The sequence below is a fragment of the Campylobacter aviculae genome (genome assembly GCF_005406215.1).
Taxonomy (GTDB): domain Bacteria; phylum Campylobacterota; class Campylobacteria; order Campylobacterales; family Campylobacteraceae; genus Campylobacter_D; species Campylobacter_D aviculae.
The window spans coordinates 69,504-92,598 of the sequence record NZ_NXMA01000003.1; the positions used below are offsets into that span (position 1 = coordinate 69,504).

The 23,095-nt window shown below is 29.1% G+C and carries 23 protein-coding genes and 1 tRNA gene; 7 read left to right on the forward strand and 17 right to left on the reverse strand.

What is annotated here, in order from left to right; translation table 11 throughout:
- Positions 1–11: 11 nt before the first annotated feature.
- Genes CQA76_RS02035 through CQA76_RS02055 form a run of 5 tightly spaced genes read right to left on the reverse strand, consistent with a single transcriptional unit; the run spans position 12 to position 4,753 of the window.
- A complete protein-coding gene (locus tag CQA76_RS02035; RefSeq protein WP_137621788.1) occupies positions 12–1,532 on the reverse strand; it encodes a phytoene desaturase family protein in 1,521 nt (506 codons plus the stop codon).
- On the reverse strand, positions 1,525–1,971 hold the full coding sequence (locus CQA76_RS02040) for a DUF2147 domain-containing protein (RefSeq protein WP_170999700.1): 447 nt from the start codon (positions 1,969–1,971) through the stop codon (positions 1,525–1,527). The genes CQA76_RS02035 and CQA76_RS02040 overlap by 8 nt, the downstream gene beginning before the upstream one ends.
- Entirely contained in the window at positions 1,971–3,311 is a 1,341-nt protein-coding gene (gene radA / locus CQA76_RS02045; RefSeq protein WP_137621790.1) for a DNA repair protein RadA, read from the reverse strand. The genes CQA76_RS02040 and radA overlap by 1 nt, the downstream gene beginning before the upstream one ends.
- On the reverse strand, positions 3,312–4,178 hold the full coding sequence (gene ftsY, locus CQA76_RS02050) for a signal recognition particle-docking protein FtsY (protein ID WP_137621791.1): 867 nt from the start codon (positions 4,176–4,178) through the stop codon (positions 3,312–3,314).
- On the reverse strand, positions 4,178–4,753 hold the full coding sequence (locus CQA76_RS02055; RefSeq protein WP_408608968.1) for a TlpA family protein disulfide reductase: 576 nt from the start codon (positions 4,751–4,753) through the stop codon (positions 4,178–4,180). The genes ftsY and CQA76_RS02055 overlap by 1 nt, the downstream gene beginning before the upstream one ends.
- Positions 4,754–4,812: 59 nt before the next feature.
- Here CQA76_RS02055 and CQA76_RS02060 point away from each other — a divergent pair, with 59 nt between their 5' ends.
- From CQA76_RS02060 to CQA76_RS02075, 4 genes are read left to right on the forward strand one after another with little or no spacing between them, the layout of a single operon-like run.
- Positions 4,813–5,445, forward strand: coding sequence for a 5-formyltetrahydrofolate cyclo-ligase (locus CQA76_RS02060; protein ID WP_137621793.1), 633 nt, complete (start codon positions 4,813–4,815; stop codon positions 5,443–5,445).
- A complete protein-coding gene (rny, locus tag CQA76_RS02065) occupies positions 5,360–6,913 on the forward strand; it encodes a ribonuclease Y (protein ID WP_137621794.1) in 1,554 nt (517 codons plus the stop codon). Before CQA76_RS02060 ends, rny begins: the two co-directional genes overlap by 86 nt.
- Positions 6,914–6,922: 9 nt before the next feature.
- On the forward strand, positions 6,923–7,480 hold the full coding sequence (locus CQA76_RS02070; RefSeq protein WP_137621795.1) for a DedA family protein: 558 nt from the start codon (positions 6,923–6,925) through the stop codon (positions 7,478–7,480).
- Positions 7,477–8,739 (forward strand): ComEC/Rec2 family competence protein, encoded by a 1,263-nt coding sequence (locus CQA76_RS02075; protein ID WP_408608970.1) that lies wholly within the window; start codon positions 7,477–7,479, stop codon positions 8,737–8,739. The genes CQA76_RS02070 and CQA76_RS02075 overlap by 4 nt, the downstream gene beginning before the upstream one ends.
- Here the strand turns inward: CQA76_RS02075 and CQA76_RS02080 are convergent.
- Genes CQA76_RS02080 through CQA76_RS02090 form a run of 3 tightly spaced genes read right to left on the reverse strand, consistent with a single transcriptional unit; the run spans position 8,683 to position 11,615 of the window.
- Positions 8,683–9,489 carry a YihY/virulence factor BrkB family protein gene (locus CQA76_RS02080; protein ID WP_137621797.1) on the reverse strand — a complete coding sequence of 269 codons (807 nt, stop codon included), beginning with the start codon at positions 9,487–9,489 and terminating at the stop codon, positions 8,683–8,685. The genes CQA76_RS02075 and CQA76_RS02080 overlap by 57 nt on opposite strands.
- A gap of 12 nt (positions 9,490–9,501) precedes the next feature.
- On the reverse strand, positions 9,502–10,884 hold the full coding sequence (locus tag CQA76_RS02085) for an FAD-linked oxidase C-terminal domain-containing protein (RefSeq protein ID WP_137621798.1): 1,383 nt from the start codon (positions 10,882–10,884) through the stop codon (positions 9,502–9,504).
- The gene (locus tag CQA76_RS02090; RefSeq protein WP_137621799.1) at positions 10,881–11,615 is read right to left on the reverse strand and encodes a plasminogen-binding N-terminal domain-containing protein; all 735 of its coding nucleotides are present in this window, start codon (positions 11,613–11,615) and stop codon (positions 10,881–10,883) included. Before CQA76_RS02090 ends, CQA76_RS02085 begins: the two co-directional genes overlap by 4 nt.
- A 118-nt stretch (positions 11,616–11,733) precedes the next feature.
- Here CQA76_RS02090 and pgp5 point away from each other — a divergent pair, with 118 nt between their 5' ends.
- Complete coding sequence (pgp5, locus tag CQA76_RS02095; protein WP_137621800.1) at positions 11,734–12,894, forward strand: peptidoglycan metallopeptidase Pgp5; 1,161 nt, start codon at positions 11,734–11,736, stop codon at positions 12,892–12,894.
- Here pgp5 and CQA76_RS02100 read toward each other — a convergent pair.
- From CQA76_RS02100 to CQA76_RS02115, 4 genes are read right to left on the reverse strand one after another with little or no spacing between them, the layout of a single operon-like run.
- Entirely contained in the window at positions 12,891–13,094 is a 204-nt protein-coding gene (locus CQA76_RS02100) for a hypothetical protein (protein ID WP_137621801.1), read from the reverse strand. The genes pgp5 and CQA76_RS02100 overlap by 4 nt on opposite strands.
- A 4-nt stretch (positions 13,095–13,098) precedes the next feature.
- Positions 13,099–13,779: a polyphenol oxidase family protein gene (locus CQA76_RS02105; RefSeq protein WP_137621802.1), complete on the reverse strand. Its 681-nt coding sequence runs from the start codon at positions 13,777–13,779 to the stop codon at positions 13,099–13,101.
- Positions 13,743–14,357: a riboflavin synthase gene (gene ribE / locus CQA76_RS02110; RefSeq protein WP_137621803.1), complete on the reverse strand. Its 615-nt coding sequence runs from the start codon at positions 14,355–14,357 to the stop codon at positions 13,743–13,745. The genes CQA76_RS02105 and ribE overlap by 37 nt, the downstream gene beginning before the upstream one ends.
- Before the next feature lie 9 nt (positions 14,358–14,366).
- The gene (locus CQA76_RS02115; protein WP_137621804.1) at positions 14,367–16,910 is read right to left on the reverse strand and encodes a translocation/assembly module TamB domain-containing protein; all 2,544 of its coding nucleotides are present in this window, start codon (positions 16,908–16,910) and stop codon (positions 14,367–14,369) included.
- A 162-nt stretch (positions 16,911–17,072) separates the two neighbouring features.
- Between CQA76_RS02115 and groES the strand changes: the two genes are divergently transcribed.
- On the forward strand, positions 17,073–17,333 hold the full coding sequence (groES, locus tag CQA76_RS02120; protein WP_137621805.1) for a co-chaperone GroES: 261 nt from the start codon (positions 17,073–17,075) through the stop codon (positions 17,331–17,333).
- 17 nt (positions 17,334–17,350) lie between these two features.
- Positions 17,351–18,988, forward strand: a complete 1,638-nt coding sequence (gene groL, locus CQA76_RS02125) for a chaperonin GroEL (protein WP_137621806.1) — start codon at positions 17,351–17,353, stop codon at positions 18,986–18,988.
- A 43-nt stretch (positions 18,989–19,031) separates the two neighbouring features.
- Here the strand turns inward: groL and dccS are convergent, their stop codons facing one another.
- From dccS to CQA76_RS02150, 5 genes are all read right to left on the reverse strand, one after another.
- A complete protein-coding gene (gene dccS, locus CQA76_RS02130) occupies positions 19,032–20,222 on the reverse strand; it encodes a two-component system sensor histidine kinase DccS (protein ID WP_137621807.1) in 1,191 nt (396 codons plus the stop codon).
- Positions 20,215–20,880, reverse strand: coding sequence for a two-component system response regulator DccR (gene dccR, locus CQA76_RS02135; protein ID WP_137621808.1), 666 nt, complete (start codon positions 20,878–20,880; stop codon positions 20,215–20,217). Before dccR ends, dccS begins: the two co-directional genes overlap by 8 nt.
- 130 nt (positions 20,881–21,010) lie before the next feature.
- Positions 21,011–21,085, reverse strand: a tRNA-Asn gene (locus tag CQA76_RS02140).
- 70 nt (positions 21,086–21,155) lie between these two features.
- Positions 21,156–22,403 carry an ArsS family sensor histidine kinase gene (locus tag CQA76_RS02145; RefSeq protein WP_137621809.1) on the reverse strand — a complete coding sequence of 416 codons (1,248 nt, stop codon included), beginning with the start codon at positions 22,401–22,403 and terminating at the stop codon, positions 21,156–21,158.
- Entirely contained in the window at positions 22,400–23,074 is a 675-nt protein-coding gene (locus tag CQA76_RS02150; RefSeq protein WP_137621810.1) for a response regulator transcription factor, read from the reverse strand. The genes CQA76_RS02145 and CQA76_RS02150 overlap by 4 nt, the downstream gene beginning before the upstream one ends.
- Positions 23,075–23,095: the final 21 nt, after the last annotated feature.

Below are 23,095 nucleotides of genomic sequence, written 5' to 3' on the forward strand. Positions count from 1 at the left end.
ATCGCTTTTTATTAACTTTTACAAAGCATTTTACTTGCTGTATAATATCCACCCAAAATAGCGCCTGTAAAACCTCCTCCTGGAAAAGTAAAAGCTGAAGCAAAAAATAGATTTTTAACGGTTTTGGAAACATAATTCAATCGATAAGCCCTTCCTTCTTTATCTTGAGAAAAACCGTATGCGGTACCTTCTTTTGCACGAGTATATCTTAAAATGCTTTTAGGTGTAGCCAATTCTGAATGTATCATATAAGAACTTAAATTTGGAAAATATTCATCTAGCTTCGATATAATAGCTTGCAAAATTTCTTCTTTCTTGACTCTATATTCTTTTTCATTTAAATCCCACTCTTTAAAATGAGAAGAAATAGCCGCAACGCCTAAAAATCTATCATCTCTCTGACTTAATCCATTGTCTATTTTTGAATAATTTACAAAAGCTAATGTTCTTTTTGAGATTTCAAAGTCTAATGTATTGCTATTATCAAAACTAGCGTCAAAAAACTCTTTATCAAGAATAAAATTTGCATAGTCCATATTTGGGTAAATTTCAGATATGTTTCGATCATAAATAAAATAAGCACTGATCAAAGAGCAAGCTCTGTTTTTATTTTCTATCTTTTTTACATCCAAAGTTAAATCTAAATTTTTATTTTTTAAAAGATCATTATAAACAATTTCAGGATCACAATTTGCTATAATATTATCAGCATATACTTCAAAGAATTTCCTATTTTGCTTATAGCGCACTCCAATTGCTTTAGAATTTGAAGTTAAAATCTCTACTACATCACACTTTGATTTTACTTCTCCATTATTTTCGCGAACAAGCTCTTCAAAAGTTTTACTTAAAGCACCTGAACCTCCTTTAACATAGACAGCTCCGTCATAATAATGCTTTTGTGAAATTGCATGAAAACTCCAAATAAATTTTTTAGGATCATGATGATAATAACCTATATTTATATTTAAAATTTTTTTTAATTTGTCGTCCTTAATGATTGAATTTAAAACATCACTTACCTTTAAATTCAGTAATTTATTTTTTAAAAAAATCCATGCTGTAGTAAAAGGGAAAAAGAATAACTCAAATTTGTTCATATCCCAAGCAAACCTACGTGCAGAATAGGCTTGAAGTTTAATAGCCTTAAAGTATTTTTCAATTCCTTTTTCTTCATGAGGAAAAAGTCGAATTAAAGTTTTTTTAACCTCTTCTTCTCCATGTGGAATTTGTAAATGAAAATCTTTAGATAAAATACTCCAAGCACTAGGTAAAGGAATAAGCTCTATTTTTTCCATTAAACCTAATTTTTTAAAAACTATCTCTTTCATATCAGTTTTTGGATTTCCCCAATCCATTTCATGAAGCCCTGCATCAATTAACATATCTTTTCGTTTAAAACAAGTTGCACATCCCCCAATTAAAGAATGTTGCTCTAAAACTAAAACTTTTTTACCGTTTTTAGCCAAATACGACGCCGCACTCAATCCACCTAATCCTGATCCTATAACAATCGTATCAAATTTACTCATTAAAATCCTTCTCAATATTTTCTAAAATTAATTTTCTATCAGGCTTTATAAAACCATATTTTTTAAATTCTTCATCTGAAATTTTACGCCATTTTAAAGTAGGTCCAAAAAGAACTTTGATCTTTATTTTTAAACTATTGCCATCTTCTTTAACTTTAATATCATAAATTTTATTATTTTCAATGTTTAATAGTTTTCCTTTATTAAAATTATGTTCATCAACTTTTTCTAAATTCCACATAAAAATTTGATTTTTGTTTTTGCCCTCATCATTAAAAATTTTATCAGTATATCCTAATCCATAAGCATAATATTTATGATTATACTCAAGAATTTCTACAACAGCTTCTCTATTGTTTTCATCTTTTTCTAAAATATAGTAACCGCTTATATTTGCATAAGAAAAACTGATAATAAAACACAATAATAAATTTCTCATCACATCCATTCTAAAACTTGACTCAACTCTTTAGCTACAAAACATTTTAAACCCACATCTTCAATAGGTTTTGAAGGAATAATAGCATTTTTAAATTTTTGCATTTTTGCTTCTTTTAAACGAGTATCAAGGCTAAATACTTCTCTAATTTCACCATTTAAACTAAGCTCCCCGATAAAAACACTATCTTTACTTAAAGGACGATTTTTAAAACTAGAAATTATAGCCGCAACCACAGCCAAATCAGCAGCAGTTTCGCTTACCCTAACTCCACCACTGATATTCACAAACACATCATAATGCCCTAATGGAATTTCAAGCTTTCTCTCAAGCAAGGCCAAAAGCATATCAAGACGATTTTTTTCATAGCCTGTAGCACTGCGTTTTGGATAAGCGCTTTCACAAACTAAAGCTTGCACTTCCAAAACTAAAGCACGAGAACCCTCCATCACCACGCCTAATGCACTCCCTGAAACTGATCTTCCGCGAGTAAAAAAACGATTGGCTAGATCTTTCGTACTCATCAATCCCTTAAAAGTCATTTCAAAAATCCCTACTTCACTCGTTCCACCAAAACGATTTTTAAAACCTCTTAAAAGTCTGATTTCTTTAGTAGCATCTCCTTCAAAATAAAGAACCACATCCACCATATGTTCTAAAACTCTAGGACCCGCTATAGATCCTTCTTTAGTGATATGGCCTATGATGAAAGTGCTGATATTAAAAGTTTTACTTACTCTCATAAGTTCAAAAGTGATCTCACGCACTTGAGTAATACTTCCTGCTGCAGAAGAAATTTTATTAGAATACAAAGTTTGTATGGAATCAATGATTAAAATTTCATAATCTTTTTTATGCAATTCTTCTAAGATATTTTCAAGGCATAATTCAGTCAGTAAAAATAAATTTGAAGCATTTGCCTCAAGTCTATCTGCCCTTAGTTTAATCTGTGCTTTGCTTTCTTCACCACTTACATAAAGAACTTTTTTACCTTTTTTGGCTAAATTGGAAGCAATTTTTAGTAAAAGCGTTGATTTTCCTACACCTGGACTTCCACCAATAAGGATTAAGGAGCCTTCAACAAGCCCTCCTCCTAAAACCAAATCAAGCTCATCGTCTCCTGTACTTGATCTTGAAAAATGTTCAAGTTCTACATCTTCAATACATACAGCTTCACTGGCCTTTGAACTTGCCTTAGCAATTTCTTTTAAAACCTTAATCTGATCAGACTTTAATTCTATAAAGCTATCCCAAGCTCCACATTCTGGACATTTTCCAAGCCATTTGCTTTGCTGATTTCCACAAGCTTGACACTCAAAAAGAATTTTATTTTTAGCCATTTATTCAAAAACGCCATCTAATAAAATATCTAAAAAATTATCCGGATTAAATTCAATCAAATCTTCCATTTTTTCACCCACTCCTATATATAAAATAGGAAGTTCAAGCTCTTTTGCTATGCCTAAAAGTGCTCCTCCTTTAGCGGTGCCATCGAGTTTAGTAATAATTACCCCATCAAGCTTAACAATTTCATTAAAAGCTTTAGCTTGTAAAATTCCCGCATTTCCTTGAGTACCATCAAGAACTAAAATTTTTCTATGTGGGGCCCCCTCTAAAGCTTTGTTTGAAATTCTTACAATTTTTTCAAGCTCATTAGCTAAATTTTTTTGATTTTGCAAACGACCTGCTGTATCAATGATAACTTGGTCAAAATTTTTAGCCTTAGCCTTACTGATTGTATCAAATGCAACTGCTGAAGGATCATGCCCTTGGCTTGTTAACACAATATCCACACCGATCTTTTCAGACCAAAGACGCAATTGTTCAATTGCTCCAGCTCTAAAAGTATCACAAGCGCCTAAAATAACCTTTTGCCCCTGATTTTTATACAAATTTGCAAGTTTAGCAATGCTTGTTGTTTTTCCGGCTCCATTCACACCTAAAATTAATTCTATAAAAGGTTTAGAATTTGGAATTTCAGGCTTATCGTAAAGAAAATAAGAACTCATTACACGTTTTAAATCTTCTTTTTTAACTTCATTACTAGGCGGTAAATAATAAATAATTTCTTCAACAATCTCATAATTTACATCTGATTCAAGTAGAATTTCTTCAAGCAAATCTTTTGTTATCTTCTTATTCTCACCCTTAACACCAACGATCCCTTCAAGAGTTTTTGAAAGTCCTTTTTTGATAAAATCAAACATTAAAATATAGCCTTTTGGATATCAATTTCTAACATTTCTTCAGGTATAAGACCTAAATATTGATTAATTAATTGAGAATTTTTATCATATAAAAACATAGTGGGAATTCCATCAATCCCTCCTAAAATTTTTGCCAAAAGATAATTATTTTCTCCATTTGCTATTTCATATATAATTTTATTTTTATCCTTAAAAGACTTAATTTCTTCATTGCTTTTATCTTCGAGCAAAATTCCCACTATATTAAAATCATCTTTATACTTTTCCTGAAGTTTATTAAGATGAGGAATTTCTGCTATACAAGGGGTGCACCATGTGGTAAAAAAAACAAACAAAGTGGCTTTATTAATATCAAAAGTTATCTTTTCGCCGCTTTTTTTAACAAAAACCGAATTTCCATCAATTAAGTGAATATCAAATTGTGTGTTTTCTCCTTGACTTAAAGCCGATTGTGTGTTTGCATCGGTACTATTTTGTTCCTTTTTATCATTATCGCTGCAAGCTATAAAAAAATAGATAAAAATGCTAAATAAAAATACTTTCTTCATTGATAAAATCCTAATTACATTATACATTAAAAAATGCTAAAATTATACCATAGTTAAGATAATAAGTTTTTAATTGAAGGTAAGCGATGCAAAAAACTCATTTTAGAGAATTGCAAAAAATTCGACTCAAACAACATAAAAAATTTTATTTTAAACAGGATTTTAGAATATTTAAAGAATGTTTCAAATTGATCAAGAAATTTAAAGCAAGAAAAATTTTAATTTTTATTCCTTTAGATTATGAACCCAATTTAATAAAATTCCGTCATTTATTTAGTAAAAAATGCACACTTTTTGTTCCGTTTATGCAAGATAAAAGTTTAAAAATTGTAAAATTAAGACTACCTTTTGTTAAAAAAAGGTTTGGAATATTAGAACCTATGGACTCTTTTTTAAAAACTAAAATTGACTTAGCTATTATACCTGTTATAGGTATAGATAGAGATTTAAAGAGAATAGGACATGGGCAAGGTTTTTATGATAGGTTTTTTGGAAATTTAAATTATAAACCTTATATAATTTTCACTCAAAGTATCCATGCTTTTAGTGAGAGAAAAATCACTCAAAAGCACGATGTTTCGGGTGAATTTTATATCAATCCTTATAGAAAATATTATAGGAAAGAAAGCAAAAATGATAGAACCAATAATTGCATTTATAGCCGCTATAATCGGTCTTGGAATAGGATATTTAGTTGCCAAAAAAATCAACGATGCTAAGCATGAAATTTTTGTTGAGCAGGCAAAAGCAAAGGCAAAAGCTATAGAATATGAAGCAGAACTTATTTTAAAGGATGCGAAGAATTCTATTCTCAATGCCGAACTCGAAGCTAAAAAAAGATATGAAGATAAAATCCATAAATTTCAAAGGGATTTTAGTCAAAAATTAGATGAATTGTCTAAAAAAGAACAAAAACTTCAACTTCAAGAAGAAAACTTAAAAGAAAATCAAGAAAAACTTATACATTCTAGAAAGGAAATTCAAGAATTATATCTGGATGCTGATAAATTAAAAAATCAATATCAAACTAAACTTAGCGAAGCACTTAACATTTTAGAATACTCTTCAGGATTAACTCAAAGTGAAGCACAAGAATTTATTTTAAAAAAAGTTGAAGAAAACTCTCGTGATCAAATCGCACACATAGTAAGAAAATATGAAGAAGAAGCTAAAAATGAAGCCAAAAGAAGAGCTAATTACATTATAGCACAAGCAACTTCGCGTTTTGCAGGTGAATTTGCGGCTGAAAGACTCATTAATGTTGTCAATATTAAAAACGATGAACTTAAAGGTCGTATTATAGGAAAAGAAGGACGTAATGTTAAAACTTTGGAAATGGTTTTAGGGGTTGATATTATCATTGATGATACGCCTGGAGCTATTATAATTAGCTGTTTTAACCTTTATCGTCGTGCTATTGCTACAAAAGTTATAGAACTTTTAGTTGAAGATGGAAGAATTCAACCTGCACGCATAGAAGAAGTGCATGAAAAGGTATGCCAAGAATTCGATAGTGCCATTTTAGAAGAAGGTGAAACTATAGTTATGGATTTGGGATTAAGTAAAATTCATCCAGAAATTGTAAAACTTATTGGCAAACTTAAATATCGTGCAAGTTATGGACAAAATGCTTTAGCTCACTCCTTAGAAGTAGCTCATTTAGCAGGGATTATTGCAGCTGAGTGCGGAGGAGATGAAAATTTAGCAAGACGAGCTGGAATTTTACACGATATTGGAAAAGCTTTAACACATGATTATGAAGGATCGCATGTGGATCTAGGAGCAGAACTTTGTAAGCGTTATCAAGAGCATCCTGTGGTGATTAATGCTATCTATGCTCATCACGGACATGAAGAAGCAACAAGTATAGAATCAGCCGCTGTATGTGCTGCTGATACCCTGAGTGCAGCAAGACCTGGAGCAAGACGAGAAGTTTTAGAAGCTTTCTTAAAAAGAGTTACAGAACTAGAAGACATCGCCAAAAGCAAGGAAGGAATTAAAAATGCCTATGCTATCAATGCAGGTAGAGAAATTCGCGTCATTGCTAATGCAAGATTGATTAATGATGATGAAAGTATCTTGTTGGCTAAAGAAATTGCTAATGAAATCCAAAAAAAAATGCAATATCCTGGCGAAATTAAAGTTAATGTGATACGAGAAATAAGAGCGATAGAATATGCTAAATAAGGTTTGCTTATGCAAGATATGATTGATACTTTAATTCGATATGGCTATATAGTTCTATTTTTTTATTCCCTAGGTGGTGGTATGGTTGGAATTTTAGCCGCTGGCATACTTAGCTCTCAAGGGAAAATGGAAATTAGCTTATGTATTTTTTTAGCTTTTGTAGGTAATACTTTGGGTTCTACTTTATTATTTATACTTGGAAAATACTATAAAAAAGACATAATGCCTTATTTTAAAAACCATCGACGCAAACTTGCATTAGCAACTCTAAAAATCAAACAGCATGGAATAATCCTACTTATAAGCCAAAAATTTATTTATGGTTTAAAAACTTTTATACCCATGGCAGCTGGAATAGCAAAATATAATTTCATAAAATTTACACTCATTAATGCTTTTGCGAGTCTAATCTGGTCAATTATTTTAGGCTTGGCAGCATATATTTTTGGTCATATTATTGAAGAAATCTTTACCCAATTAGGAGAGTATCCTTATATTGCCCCTCTTTTTTTACTGATACTGGCTGGAATCATTTGGTTTTATTTGGCTAAATTTTCTAAAAAATAATGCTTTGGCGCAATTCTTTTTTTAATAATTTAAAAGAATTTCGCTATGTATTTTTGTTTGGAATCATTATTTTTGCTTTTAATATAGCTTTACAATATTACAATTTTTCATTGTTTAAAAAAAATAAACATTATCTTATAGAAAATGCTATTCTTTTGCAAAATTATACAAAATACAACAAAAAGAATAAAAAATATTGGATTTTAAAAATACAAGCAAAGGATTTTACTTTTTACACGACAAGTTTTAAAGATCTAAATTTAAGCAATAATCAACTTTTAAATTTAAAAATCATTACTGAAAATATTAGTTTTAAAGACTATCTTAGTCAAATTTTTTATGTGCCTAGTTATGATCTTGAAAAGCTAAAAATAAAAGAACAAAATGCTATTATTTCTTATTTTTTAAATCAACATACAAATGAAAAAATTCGCGAATTTTACGGGGCTTTATTTTTTGCATTGCCTATATCTAAAGATTTAAGAAATGATGTCAATCACTATGGCATTGCCCATTTAATCGCCATTAGCGGATATCATATCGGTCTTATTTTTAGTTTGATATTTTTTATCCTAACTCCAATTTATAGCTTTTTTCAAAAAAAATATTTTCCTTATAGAAATCTGCGTTTTGATTTAAGTATTTTAATTTTTATTTTGCTTTTTTCTTATACCTATCTTATAGGCTTTGTTCCTTCTTATATGCGTTCTTTAACTATGGCTATTTTTGGATTTTATCTTATTTGTAAAAATATCAAAGTGCTTAATTTTTTCACACTTTTTGCAAGTATTTTTATATGTATTTGCTTATACCCTAAACTTTTATTTAGTATAGGATTTTTATTTTCCATCATGGGAGTTTTTTATATTTTTTTATATTTGCATCATTTTTCAAAATCTTTTAACGCTTTTTTCAATGTGCTTTTTTTAAATATATGGACTTTTTTTGCTATGACTTTACCCGTTATTTATTTCTTTCCGTTAATCAGCTATCAACAAATTTTATCCATATTTTTAAGTGCTATTTTTGTAATATTTTATCCCTTAAGTTTGATTTTACATTTTATTGGAATTGGAGATCTATTTGATTTTGCATTGAAAGAATTTTTCAACTTCAAACTTTACTCAATCAATGTTCAAATTCCATTTTGGATCTTTATAAGTTATATTGTAGCTTCACTCCTATCCATTCGTTTTAAATTATTAGCTCTTTTTTGTATTTTTTCTAACCTTCTTCCCTTCATTATTATTGTGATTTAGGAAGAAATAAATTTTAAGTCCAAAAAGATAAATTATCCAAGAAATATAAATCCAAATAAAGAAAAAAAGTATAGTAGAAAAAGATCCATAAACACTTGCATAGGTTTTATTATAAACTATATAATAAACAAATAAATTCTTTCCGATATACCAAATAGCACTTGCACTAAAGGACACAAGAAATAAACTTTTTAAAGAACCTTTATGCACAGAACTTGAATAAGATATAAAAAACAAACCCCAAACAATCACAAAAGGTAAAATTTCAAAAAAATTAAATCCTATTTTATAATCATCTAAAGTTTGCTGAATAAAACCTGAAATATAAAAACTAAGCCCAAGTCCTAAAGGAACGAGAGTCAATAAAGTCCAATAAGAACTAATACTTTGCCAAATTCCTTTAGGCTCACTTTTAGTGATACGATTGATAACAAAATCATAACCAGAGAAAAACGCCAAGGAAGTAAAAGTCATCGCTATAAGACCTACTATACCTAAATTAACACTATTTTTCAAAAAAGTATCTAAATAAGTGGCCACTATATCTTGTTGAGCGGGAATTAAAAAAGCAAAAATAACACGCTTAGCTTTTTCATAATACATCTTAAAACTTGAAATTTGAGTAAAAACAGAAAAACATATAAATAAAATCGGAATTAAAGACAATATAGTATAAAAACTAAGTGCAGCAGCATAATTTAAAATTTCTTTATCACGAATACTCAATAAAATATTAAAAATTCTTTTCAAATTTTCATTCCTTTAAAGTCCCATTTTAAAAGGGTTAAGTATGTTATTTGGATCAAAAGCTTTTTTTATATTTCTCATCAAATTCATTTCAGCATCAGAAAATGCCAAATTCATAAAAGACGCCTTTGAAATTCCTATGCCATGCTCTCCACTTAAAGTCCCACCGAGTTTGATCGTGAGTTTAAAAAGCTCTTCTACAGCCAAATATCCCTTTTTAACCTGCTCTTGATTATTTTTATCTTCAACCATAATATTAGTATGTACATTGCCATCACCTGCGTGACCAAAACAAGGTATTTTAAAACCATATTTTTTTGAAATTTCAGCAATACCTTCTAACAAATCAGGAAGTTTTGATCGCGGAACGGTGATATCTTCATTTAGTTTCAATTTTCCATACATAGCAATACTTTGAGAGCAATTTTTTCTAGCAAACCATATATCTTTAGCCTCTTTTTCATCTCTAGCGATCTTAAATTCACTTGCATTTTCTTCTAAAAAATAATGCTTTATCATTTTTAAATCCTCATCGATAGACGCCTCAATATTGCCATCCACCTCAACAACCAAAATCGCTCCAGCATTTATAGGCAATCCTATATTAAATTTAGTTTCCACTGCACAAATACTAAGATTATCTAAAAATTCCATTGAAGCAGGTGTTACCCCGCTTGCTAGAGTTTTAAAAACGGCATTCATAGCACTTTTTACATTTGGAAAAATTCCCATAGCTGTTTTTTTAAATTTAGGCAAAGCGGCTAATTTTAATGTCAGCTCACTAAACACCGCTAAAGAACCCTCACTAGCAATTAAAATTCCAGCTAAATTATAACCTGCAACATCTTTTACAGTCCGTTTGCCTGCAGAAATTATCTCTCCATTAGGCAAAACCGCTCTTAAAGCTAAAACATAATCTTTTGTAATTCCATATTTTGTTGCACGCATTCCACCGGCATTTTCACTAACATTGCCACCTAAACTTGAATGCTCCATACTAGCAGGATCAGGTGGATAAAAAAGTCCGTATTTAGCAACCTCTTTTTGTAAATGCATATTTATAACGCCTGGTTGAACAACGGCAACTAAATTATCCAAATCGATTTCTAAAATTTTATTCATATGCTTTTCAAAAGCTAAAATCAAACCACCATTAACAGCCAAAGAACCTCCACTCATACCGGTTCCAGCACCGCGTGGGACTACGATGATACCTCTATCATTGCAAAATTTTAAAATATCGGAAATATCTTCTTCATTTCTTGGAAAAAGCACACCATCTGGCAAATAATGCTTTTTAGTTGCATCATAACTATAAGCAATTTTGTGCGTTTGATCAAAATGGGCATTTTCTTTGCCTAAAATCTTGATAAAATATTGCTTAAACTCTTCTTTCATTGATTCATTTTAATCCCAGAAAAATCAATTAAGGCGTTATAATACTTATAATAATTACCTATCTCTTGAGTATTGAAATCAAAAAAATTACTCTTATAGCCACTTACACGAGAATAAAAAGGAATTTGTACACTAGACGCTTTTTCAATAGGAAATTCATAAAGTTCATTGAAATTTTGACAATCAATAATTTTAGCCTTATTCTCTAAAGCAAAAATTAAAATTCCAACTGCATTATCTGCACAAAACTTTCTAAAATCGCTACGTTTTGGAGCTAAAATCGAAGTTCTAATCAATTGTGCTCCAAAAATATCTATATGAGTAAAATAAATTTGAGGAAAATCTGACACCAAATCATTATAAGTTGTTTCATCCGGAGCAATAATCACCCCTCTATCATAAAGAAAATTTAAAACCACCTCATCACCACTTTTAGGCAAAACATTTGGCAAAGGCAAGGCATCTTGTTTTAAATCTGAAAAAACACTAAATTCTAATTTTGCAAGGCCATTTTCTTTAGCAATCACACTTGCTCTTGCAATAATACTTTTAGAGCTTTTAAATTGCTGTATAACGATACCACCTGAATTAATTTTAATTTCTGGACTATCTTTAATATAACCATAAACATCATCAACCTTCAAAAGATCAGCTCTAATAGGTTTTAAATCAAAACTTGCAGCAAATAAAGTAATACTTAATGTTAGAAAAAATGCTATAAATTTAAGCAAATTTTACTCCTTAAAAATTATTTTGCTAGAATTATATTCCTTTTTTGTTAAGCAATTGTAAGAAAAATAAAGTAAAATATAGCTTTTAAATTTAAAATCTTTTCAAATAAGGCTTTTTATGAAAAAAATCTTGCTTTTATTTGCATTGGTTGTCCAAAGTTTTGCTACTTTAAGTGTTGAAGAATTAACTTGGGATAATGGAGATACCTTGCTTAAATTCTTACAACGAAATTCCATTCCAATGTCACTTTATTATGAACTTGATAAGGAAGATCAAGAACTTGCTTCTGATATAGCTTACAAAGTAAAATATCAAATTTTAAAAGATGAGAATAATAATATAGAACAAATTTTAATTCCTATCAGTGATGATTTACAAATTCATATTTACAAGGACAAAAATAAACAATACGTACTTACCTTTACTCCAATTTCTTATCAAAAAGATGAACGAATTTTACATCTAACAGTTAAAAATTCAGCCTATCAAGACGTCTATGAAGAAAGTGGTAGCAGTACTTTAGCTCGTGCTATGGTTCGTGCCTTTAAAGGAAGTATTAATTTTAGAAATATTCAAAAAGGAGATGAAATAACGCTTTATTACGAACAAAAACGTCGCATGGGAAGACTTTGGGGAGATATTACAATGAAGATGGCTACAGTAGAAATCAATAAAAATATCCAAGAAGTTTTCTCATATAATGATATTTTTTATGATCGAAACGGTAAAGAATTAGAAAATTTTTTACTCATAAAACCGGTTAATTATACAAGAATTTCCTCTCCGTTTAGTACCGCAAGATATCATCCTATACTTAAGAGATATCGTGCCCATCTTGGTATAGATTATGCTGCACCTACTGGAACACCTGTAAAAAGTGCAGGAAAAGGGACGATTATTTTTGTAGGCACAAAAGGAGGGTATGGAAATGTTATTCAAATCAAACATGAAGCAGGATATACAACTTTATATGCACATTTAAGTCGTTTTGCAAAAATCAAAAGCGGTCAAAGGGTTAATCAAGGACAAATTATTGCCTACGTAGGATCAACGGGAATGAGTACGGGTCCTCATTTGCATTTTGGGGTGTATCTAAATAATAAAGCCATTAATCCTGCCTCAGTAGTAAAAATCACCAAATCCCAATTAAAAGGCAAAGAAAAGGAAAAATTTAAACACGCTATAGCAAAATACGAAAAAATAGTAAAAGAAGCCCTAGAAACACATCAGCCAAATCCACCCAAAGAAGAAGAATTTGAAAATTATATAGAATTTTAATTACTCAGCAATGCTTTATCTTTTACCTCGATTAAAGAATTTAAAAGAGCGATCAGCTCTTCTTTTTCTTTAGGCTCTATTTCATTAAAAACTGAATTAACAAGCTGATGAACTAAAATTTCATTACATAAATCCAAATCACCAAATTCTCTAGCCTTTTGAATGATCTTTAAAACCCTTAAATCTTTTTTTTCATACATAAGATTAACCTTTTAAATAAATTACACTGACAAAGCGTTTTTGTATTTTATCTCGACGATAAGAAAAAAAATTTTTATTCTCAAAACTGCAAATCTCGCAATCAACAATATTAACTATGCTTAAATTTTGAGCCTGAAATTTTACCAAACTCTTTAAATCAAGCTTGCTATCCAATAAAAAATCTTTAAAATTTTGCTTTGCAAAATCTAAAACATCACCGCTAATTTCATAATTTTTCCAACAAATACTTGGCATAATAAAAAGATGAAATTTGGTTTTATCCAAATTTGGATTTTCTAAAATGATCTTATCTACACATTTTTTTAAAATATTTTCAAAACTTCCCTTTCTGCCAGAATGTAAAGCTGCTATAATACCATCTTCATGATACAATAATAAAGGTAAGCAATCAGCACTTAAAACACAAAGTGCAATATTTTTTTTCTTAGTAAACAAACCATCGCAAGTTAGATTTTTTAAATTTTTATCATAGTTTTGCACCAAATCAGAATGAATTTGATCCATAAAAACACATTCTAAAATACCCTCAAAACCTAAATGAGAAAATAAATTTTGCTTAAAAGAGTTGGCTCTAAAAATATTATAATCTTGATCATAAGCACAAAAAATACTCACTTTTTCATTATCTAGTAAAGATAAGAAATTTTCTCTATTTCGTTCCATGACAATTCCTTATTTTTAATACCTTGTAATTGTGCATAAATATACCTAGCAAGCAAATCAGTTTCGATATTAATTTTTCTACCTATTTTGTATTCCTTAAAAAGAGTTTCTCTAAAAGTAATAGGGATAATAGTCAATCTGATTTGATTTTCAAAAACCTCATTAACAGTTAAGCTCACTCCATCAATCCCTATACTACCTTTAGAAGCCACAAATTTCATCGCATCTTTGGGTAATGAGATAAAAAAATCTACTCCATTTTCATCTTTGTGAATTTTTTCAAGTATCCCAATAAAGTCAATATGTCCTTGCATTAAATGCCCATCGATTCTATCTCCAAACCTTAAAGCCGGCTCTATATGGACATTTTCTTTTAAATTTTGCACCGCTATATGCAAACGACTTTCATGAGAAAGCTCAACCTCAAAACCATCATGATGAATTTTTGTTACACTTAAACAAGCTCCATTAACGGCTATACTATCTCCCAAACTAGGTTTATATTGCGCTTTTAATCTTAAAATATTATTGTGATAAGATACAACTTGTGCAATTTCTCTTATAAGACCGTTAAACATTAAATTTCCTTAAAATATCTTGTTTAATATCTTATTAATTGCTTTATCCACTTTTTTATTTTTGTCTGTATCTTTAGCATCATTATTCTTTACGCCAAATATATTTTTTACAGAATCAACCACACTGCTTGCATCTAATTTTATTTTAGGATTATCAGTCGTTCCTGTAATATTTCCTTTAAAATTAGCCTTGTCAATTTTGGCATTAAAAGGAAGATTTAAAGAGCCGCTTTTAGAATTAAGCTCTCCTGAATTTATAACAATACTAGCATTATCAGCCTGCATATTTAAATTCAGCTTTATATTTTCTTTATTGATCAGTGCTTTTGCATTTGCCGTATGAAAAACTTCTTGAGTAAAATCTTTAAAAGTTAAAACTTTTAATGCGACAGTAATTGAATTTTGCTTAAGCTTTCCTTCTTTGATATCTAAATTAACCTCACCTTTCTCATTTAATATATCATAATTTGCTTTTACATTAGCCTTGCCTTGATAAACATCCATAACACCTATTCCTTGAGCTAAAGTATCCAAATCTACATTGTTTAAATCAGCATTAATAATATTATCTTTTAAAATTGCACTTAAAGTTCCATTAAATAAATTTTTACTCATGATATTAAAATTTAAAGTTTTATTGTAATTAATATCACCGCTAAAACTTGCCGATCCTTTAAGTTTTCTATCTAGTAAAAATCCTAATTTAGAAAAATCATTAATATCTAAAATAAAATTAGATTTTAAATTCATTTTATTGATATCAAAACTACCTTTTAAATGCGTAAGATTAGCTAAAGTAGAATTCAAAATATTATCAAATTGGGCAATATTATTTTTAAAAATTACATTAGAATTTAAATCGTAATTTGTATTGTTTGGAAATTTTTTATTTAAAACTTTACTCAAAATTGCAGAATTTAAAATACCTTTTGCATTTAAATTTATATTTCCATTAAGATTTTTCAAATCAACACTATCTAAATGTCCTTTAGCATTAATAATTCCACCTGCATAATTTGGCATACCTACAATTACTAATAGTTTTGAAAGATCAAGCTTATTGATATCTAAATCCAATTTTTCGCCATTAGAATTTGCTTTTATAATTCCATTAGCAATATTTGCATCCGCGCTTAAGTTTTTTATCTGAGATCCTATAAGATGAGCTTTTGCGTTTAATTCTGCATTGCCTTGTAATTTTTGTCCTGCAATAGCGTTAAACTGAGACAAATCATCAATAAAAGAATTTAAATCTGTATTTAATTCTTTGTTTTTTAAATTGTAGGTTCCAGATAATTTTTTGATATTTAATAAATTAGAAGCTAAAATAGCATTGTAAGCAATATTGCTATTTTTAGCAGTTGCCTTTGCATTAAAACTAAAAGTTGTATTTGGGAGTTCTAAATTAGTAATTTTTTTAAGCTCATTGGTATTAACTTTAGCATTATTGATTTTTGCTTCAGCATTAAAATTTGCAAAATCAATCCCTGTGCTGTTTAAATTAGCATTCAAATTACCATTAATCAAACTACCATATCCAGCAATAGCTAGGATTTTTCCCAAATCTGCATTATTGATATTTGCAAGTAATTGATTATTTTTTAAACTAGCTTTTATTTCTCCGCCAAGTCCTATAACGTTAGCATTTAAGCTTTGCAAAGCATTGTTACTCAAGCTTAAATCTCCTATGGTTTGTAAATTACCGTTTAATTTTGTCTTTGTCAGTTTTTCAAGCTTAGCTAGACTAGGAATTTTCAAGTCAAAATCTGTAAAAAGAGTGTTACTAGATAAATTATATAAGGTTTTTTGAGTTTGCAAATTTAGATAATCGTTATAAATTTTACTTATAGCATAAATTTTATCTTCTTTTATATTGGCTAGAATTTGAGCTTTTAGATTAGAATTTTCAGGTAAGTCTAATCCGAATTCTTTTTTAATCATGGCATAGTTTATATAACTATTATCAAGTTTTATTATAATACTCCCATCAGGTTTTAAATCTTTTGCACTGATTTTACTCGCTATATCTAAAGTTCCTTTTGCCAAATTTGATCGACCAAAAAGTCCTAATAATTCCGAAATTTGTATATCTTGAGCGCTTAAATTTAAAGCTATAGGAGAATAGTCATAAATACGAGAATTTAATAAGATATTAGAACCAAACAAATACCCCTTACCATTAGCAATAAAATCACTTGCTTTTCCTTGAATTTTCCCTCCAAAGGCTAAATTTTCTTTTAAGTTTAAACCTAAATTTTGAGCATTATTTTTATCAAATTTAATAGCATAATCAAGATCAAATCCTAGCCTAAAAAGATTTAATTTTCCATATAAATCAAGATCGATTAAATTTGCCAAGCTAAGTTGGAGATTGATGCTAGAGAAGCGTAAATCAAAACGTGTAATATTTACATCAAGTCCAGAACTTTCTTTAATCTTGTTTTGAGCTATATTGGCAACGATATTATTACCAAAACTTGTAAATAAAATTCCATATAGAATCATTATAAATACCGCAATTAAAATAAAAACTGCATAAAAAATTTTTTTCATTGTTTTATCCTTAATATGTTTTTTATAAAAAAACTTTAGTTTATTTAACTAAAGTTATATAAATATTTTTACTAAAAGTATTGACAAAATTCATTTTTTATTGTATAGTTTTATCACTCAAAATTAAAGAGTGCTAAAAATTATTTTTTAAGGATGGACAAAATGAATTTTCAACCTTTAGGAAAACGTGTTTTAGTTAAACGCGTAGAAGAAACTAAAACAACATCTTCAGGTATAATTATACCAGATAATGCTAAAGAAAAACCATTGATGGGTGAAGTAATTGCAGTAAGTAAAGAAATAAATGATATATCAAATGGTGATAAAATTATGTTTGCTAAATATGGTGGAACTGAAATCAAACTTGAAAATGATGAATATTTAGTACTAAACGTAGATGATATTTTAGGAATTTTAAAATAATTTATAAGGAGTAAAAAATGGCAAAAGAAATATTTTTTTCAGATGAAGCAAGAAATAAACTTTATGAAGGCGTTAAAAAATTAAACGATGCCGTAAAAGTAACTATGGGGCCACGCGGACGTAATGTATTAATTCAAAAAAGTTTTGGTGCTCCAAGCATTACAAAAGATGGTGTGAGTGTTGCTAAAGAAGTTGAACTTAAAGATGCTTTAGAAAATATGGGTGCTGCCTTAGTAAGAGAAGTTGCCAGTAAAACAGCCGATCAAGCAGGAGATGGAACTACAACTGCAACCGTTTTGGCACATGCGATTTTCAAAGAAGGCTTAAGAAATATCACAGCCGGAGCTAACCCTATCGAAGTTAAACGCGGCATGGATAAAGCTTGCGAAGCAATTGTCGATGAACTCAAAAAACTCTCACGTGAAGTAAAAGATAAAAAAGAAATTGCTCAAGTTGCAACAATTTCAGCAAATTCAGATGAAAAAATCGGAAATTTAATCGCTGATGCGATGGAAAAAGTAGGCAAAGACGGCGTTATCACCGTTGAAGAAGCTAAGTCAATCAATGATGAATTAAATGTTGTTGAAGGTATGCAGTTTGATAGAGGATATCTAAGTCCTTATTTTATTACAAATGCTGATAAAATGCTAGTAGAACTTTCAAATCCTTACATTTTACTTTATGACAAAAAAATCTCAAGCTTAAAAGATCTATTGCCAATTTTAGAACAAATTCAAAAAACAGGAAAACCACTTTTAATCATTGCTGAAGATATTGAGGGTGAAGCGCTTGCTACTTTGGTTGTTAATAAACTAAGAGGCGTTTTAAATATTTCAGCTGTAAAAGCACCTGGTTTTGGTGATAGAAGAAAAGCTATGCTTGAAGATATTGCTATTTTAACTGGTGGAGAAGTGATTTCTGAAGAGCTTGGAAGAACCTTAGAAAGTGCAACTTTACAAGATTTAGGACAAGCATCAAGCGTGATCATCGACAAAGATAATACAACTATTGTAAATGGTGTGGGCGAAAAAGCAAATATTGATGCAAGAATCAACCAAATCAAAGCTCAAATTGCTGAAACAACAAGTGATTATGATAAAGAAAAATTACAAGAAAGACTTGCAAAATTAAGCGGTGGTGTTGCTTTAATCAAAGTTGGAGCCGCAACCGAAACTGAAATGAAAGAGAAAAAAGATCGCGTTGATGATGCTTTAAGTGCAACTAAGGCCGCTGTTGAAGAAGGTATAGTGATTGGTGGTGGCGCTGCACTTATCAAAGCAAAATCAAAAATCAAACTAGATCTTAAAGGTGATGAAGCTATCGGAGCTGCAATAGTTGAAAGAGCTTTAAGAGCACCTTTAAGACAAATTGCTGAAAATGCTGGTTTTGATGCAGGCGTTGTTGTTAATACTGTAGAAAATACAAAAGACGAAAATACAGGTTTTGATGCTGCTAAAGGCGAATATGTAGATATGTTTGCTTCAGGTATTATTGATCCGGTTAAAGTAGAAAGAGTTGCTTTACTTAATGCAGTATCTGTAGCAAGTATGCTTTTAACAACTGAAGCAACTATCAGCGAAATTAAAGAAGATAAACCAGCTATGCCTGATATGAGTGGTATGGGTGGAATGGGCGGTATGGGTGGAATGATGTAATTTCCGCCTAAGCTAAAATCAAGTCAGCTTTCTGGCTTGATTTTCACCAACTTAATTTAAAAACACTCCCTTCATTCTCTATGGATTCACAAACAATCTTTATATTATTATCATGACAAACTTTTTTTACCAAAGAAAGACCAATACCAAATCCTCCTTGATCTTTGTTAAATCTTGCATAGCGATCGAAAATAAATTTCAAATTCTCTTTTGAAATGCCACAACCTGTATCGGCAATACTTAAAAAATTGTCTTTTAGTTCTATAAAAATAGTTCCATTTTTTTTATTGTATTTGATTGCATTACTTAAAAGATTATCTAAGAGTTTTGAAATTTGATTTTTAGCAGCAAAAATATTTGCTTGACTTAATTGAAGATTCAAATTGATTTTTTTTTGCTCAAAAAATAATTTAAAATATTCTATTCTTTCTTCAAGTAGAATTTTTAAGTCAAATTCTTGTTTTTCACTTTCTAAAGTACTTGGAAAATTATAAAAAACCAAATCAGAATACACTTGAGATAAACTTTTCGCTGCTAGTTTAATTCTCTTAAATTTGAGATTATAATCTAAATTTTGTTGTTCAAGCTGTTCTATACTCATTAAAATAACACTTAAAGGGGTATTTAACTCGTGTGTAGAATCTTTTATAAATCTATTTAAAACGTTTATTCTTTCTTCTAAAGGTTTTAAGGCAATTTTTACCAATAAATAAGCTATTAAACCTAATACAAAAAAAGCCATAAAAGCGAAACTAAAAACTTTTATTCTGATCCAAAAAAGCTCCTCACTAACATCTTCTCCTTGAATTAAAATTTTTAAGCCATCTTTTTCATCTAAATTTTCTTCTTTTGTATATTGTAAAAAAAATAAATCTGTGCTCATTGGAGCAATTAAAAATACTTTACCTTGATAAATTCCTTTACCCATAAACATAATATTTGCTTTCCTAAAATTAAAATCCAAATTATCAAAAATGGTTTGATTATTATCAAAAATAGCAAAATTAAGTCTTGAACTTTCTGCAATATTTTTAGCACTTATATTCATAGGGGTAAAACGAGAATTGATAATATTTATAACAATATTTCTATGAATTTCTCTTAAAGATCCGCTTTTTAAAATCACTAATTCTTCATATAATTTTTGATACCAAATGATAAAAAAGAAAGCTAGAAAAAAACCTGTAGTGGTAAGATAAAGCAGTAAAATTTGCCTTATGACCTTTTTACTCATAACGATAGCCTCTACCTCTTTGATTAATGATTTTTTCCTTACCTAGTAATTTTCTTAAATTTTTAACATAAGCTCTCAAACTAAGCTCACTTGGCTCTTCGCCATACTCCCAAAGCTCTTCAAAAATCTGTTCCGAGCTTAAAAAATTGTTTTTATTTTTTAATAGTAAAGATAATAATTTAATTTCTTTACCTGGCAAAGATAAAGCTTTATCAAAATGATAAAGAATTTGGGATGTAAAACTGAATTTAAAACCATTTCCTAAATCTTCATAATCTTCATTTTTGTGAGAAAATGCTCTTTTAAGTAAAGACTGAATACGTATAGAAAGTTCTGCAAGCTCAAAAGGTTTTTTTATATAATCATCACAACCTGACTCAAAACCCTCTTTTAAATCATCGACTGTATTTAAAGAAGTCATAAAAATAGCCGGGGTTTGTTTTCCACATTCTCTTAACTCTTTTAATAAAGAAAAACCATCTCCTAGCGGGACTTTAACATCTAAAATCCATAAATCAAAATGTTTTTCATAGGCTAATTCTAAAGCTTCTTGTGCATTACTACAAACATAAACTTTGTATCCTTGATCTATTAAATACTCTTCTATAATTTCGCTTAAGCTTAAATCATCTTCTAAAAGTAAAATTTTCGCTGCCATCAATTTTCCTTGAGATATTTCTTAGCGTGATTGTATCAAAATATAGAAAACTAAGCTATAAAACTCATTTACAAAAAGACTAATAATTTTGATTATTTTTAAAAGAATAGTAGAATAAATCTAAGCTAAATGGCTCCGGATGTAGGATTCGAACCTACGACCAATCGGTTAACAGCCGACTACTCTACCGCTGAGCTAATCCGGAATAAAATTTAAAAATGCAATTATATTTAAAATTGATATTTTTGTCAAGATTTTTTCTAAAAAATTTAGAATTATTCCTTGACTATAATATTTTTCAAATCAATAAAATAAAAATAATTTACTCCATCCTTATAATCATAATCAAGTTTCATTCCATGTGCTTCTAAAATTGTATTTACTATATAAAGCCCTAAACCAAAACTAGATTTTTGTTTTGTGCCCTGTGTAAAAGCTTGTGTATAATATTCCAAGGTATTATTAAGCTCTGGACCATGATTTTTAAAACAAATAGAATTATCCATTATATCAATTTGCACAAAACCATCTTGAGAATATTTAATACCATTATCTATCATATTTTTAATTGCTGTAGTAAAAAGCTTAAAATCTACATTTATAAAAAAACTTTGCTTCATTAAAATTCTTATATTATTATCATCACGCATAGCTATTTCTTTAGCTTCATCTAAAACATCCAAAATATTATATTTTTTTCTATTGATAAAAGCAGCACCTGAAGTTATTTGTTCTATGGCAGCAAATTCATTAATCAAAATTTCAAGTCGATTAAAAATACTATCCAATCTTTCTTTGTATTTATTATCCTCTAGCATTTCAAGTGTTATAAGACCTTTAGTAATTGGAGTTTTTAACTCATGCATAATATTTCTTAAGAAAAATTGACGTGATTGATTGAGTTTTCGAATTTGTAAAATAGCTTGATAAAAAGCTTCACTCACTTGAGAAATTTCATCAACCCCAGTACTAACATCTTCTATGTCGCTAATTTTTCCTTGTGCAAATTTATCGATTTGCTTTTTTAAAGCCTTTAAAGGTTTTAATTTTTTAAATATAAAAATATAAAGCAAAATAAGAATAAAAATAAAAGCAGCAGCGATAGCTTTTATGATAAAATACCTATAAGTTTGATAATCTTGATCTTTATAAAGATTTACCTTACCATCATAAATAATATTTAAATAAACCTGATTTTCATAAGAAATGATTTCGATCAAACCATTATTAACTTCTACCCTGGCTAATACATCTCCATTAAAAAGAATTTTTCGGATTTGCTTAGCTTTTATTATTTGCTCCATTTTATTATAGTTTTTAGTCTGTTCTTCAAATTCTTGTTCACTAATAACTCCAGCAAAATACAAAAGTCTAGCATTGGCTATTAAAGAATATTTAGTATTTAATTCTCTAGTATAATTTTGCTGATCATATTCTATTAGCCATAAAAACCCTAAAATAACACTGACTCCAGCAAAAATAAAAATAAAGGTAATGGTATAAAAAATTGAAGATCGATTCATTGAGTTAATTTATATCCTATCCCTCTGATAGAATGGATATATTTTGGAGTTTTAGGATCATCACCCATTTTTTGGCGAATTCTGCTGATAATAACATCTATGCTTTTATTACTAGAATCTTCACTTATGGAAGAACAATTATACACAAGTTCTTCTCTGCTCACAACTCCACCTTCTTTTTTGATCAAATAACTTAAAATATCAAATTCAGCATTAGTCAAAATGAGTTCTTGTCCCTTCATAGAAATCGTATGTTTATATTGATCATAAACAAGATCTTTTACACTCTTAGCAAGTGTACTTTTTGTATTTGAAATTCTTCTTAAATGACTTTTAATCCGTGCTTGAAGTTCTTTAGGATTATAAGGTTTTGGTAAATAATCATCCGCTCCAAGTTCCAAAGCATTGACTTTATCGGTAATATCATGTCTTGCACTTGAAATAATAATAGGAGTATCGTATTTTTTACGAATTTCTTCACACACTTCAAGTCCATCAAGTCCCGGCAAGGAAAGATCTAAAATAATTAGCTGATACTCTTTTAAGGCAAGTTTTGAGAGTCCGATATAAGGCTCATGAGCTATATCGACTTTCATTTCAAATTTTTCCAAATATTCAGCGGTAATTTCAGCTAATTCTAAATCATCTTCTATCATAAGAATATTAATCATGATATTCCTTTTTAATTTAAT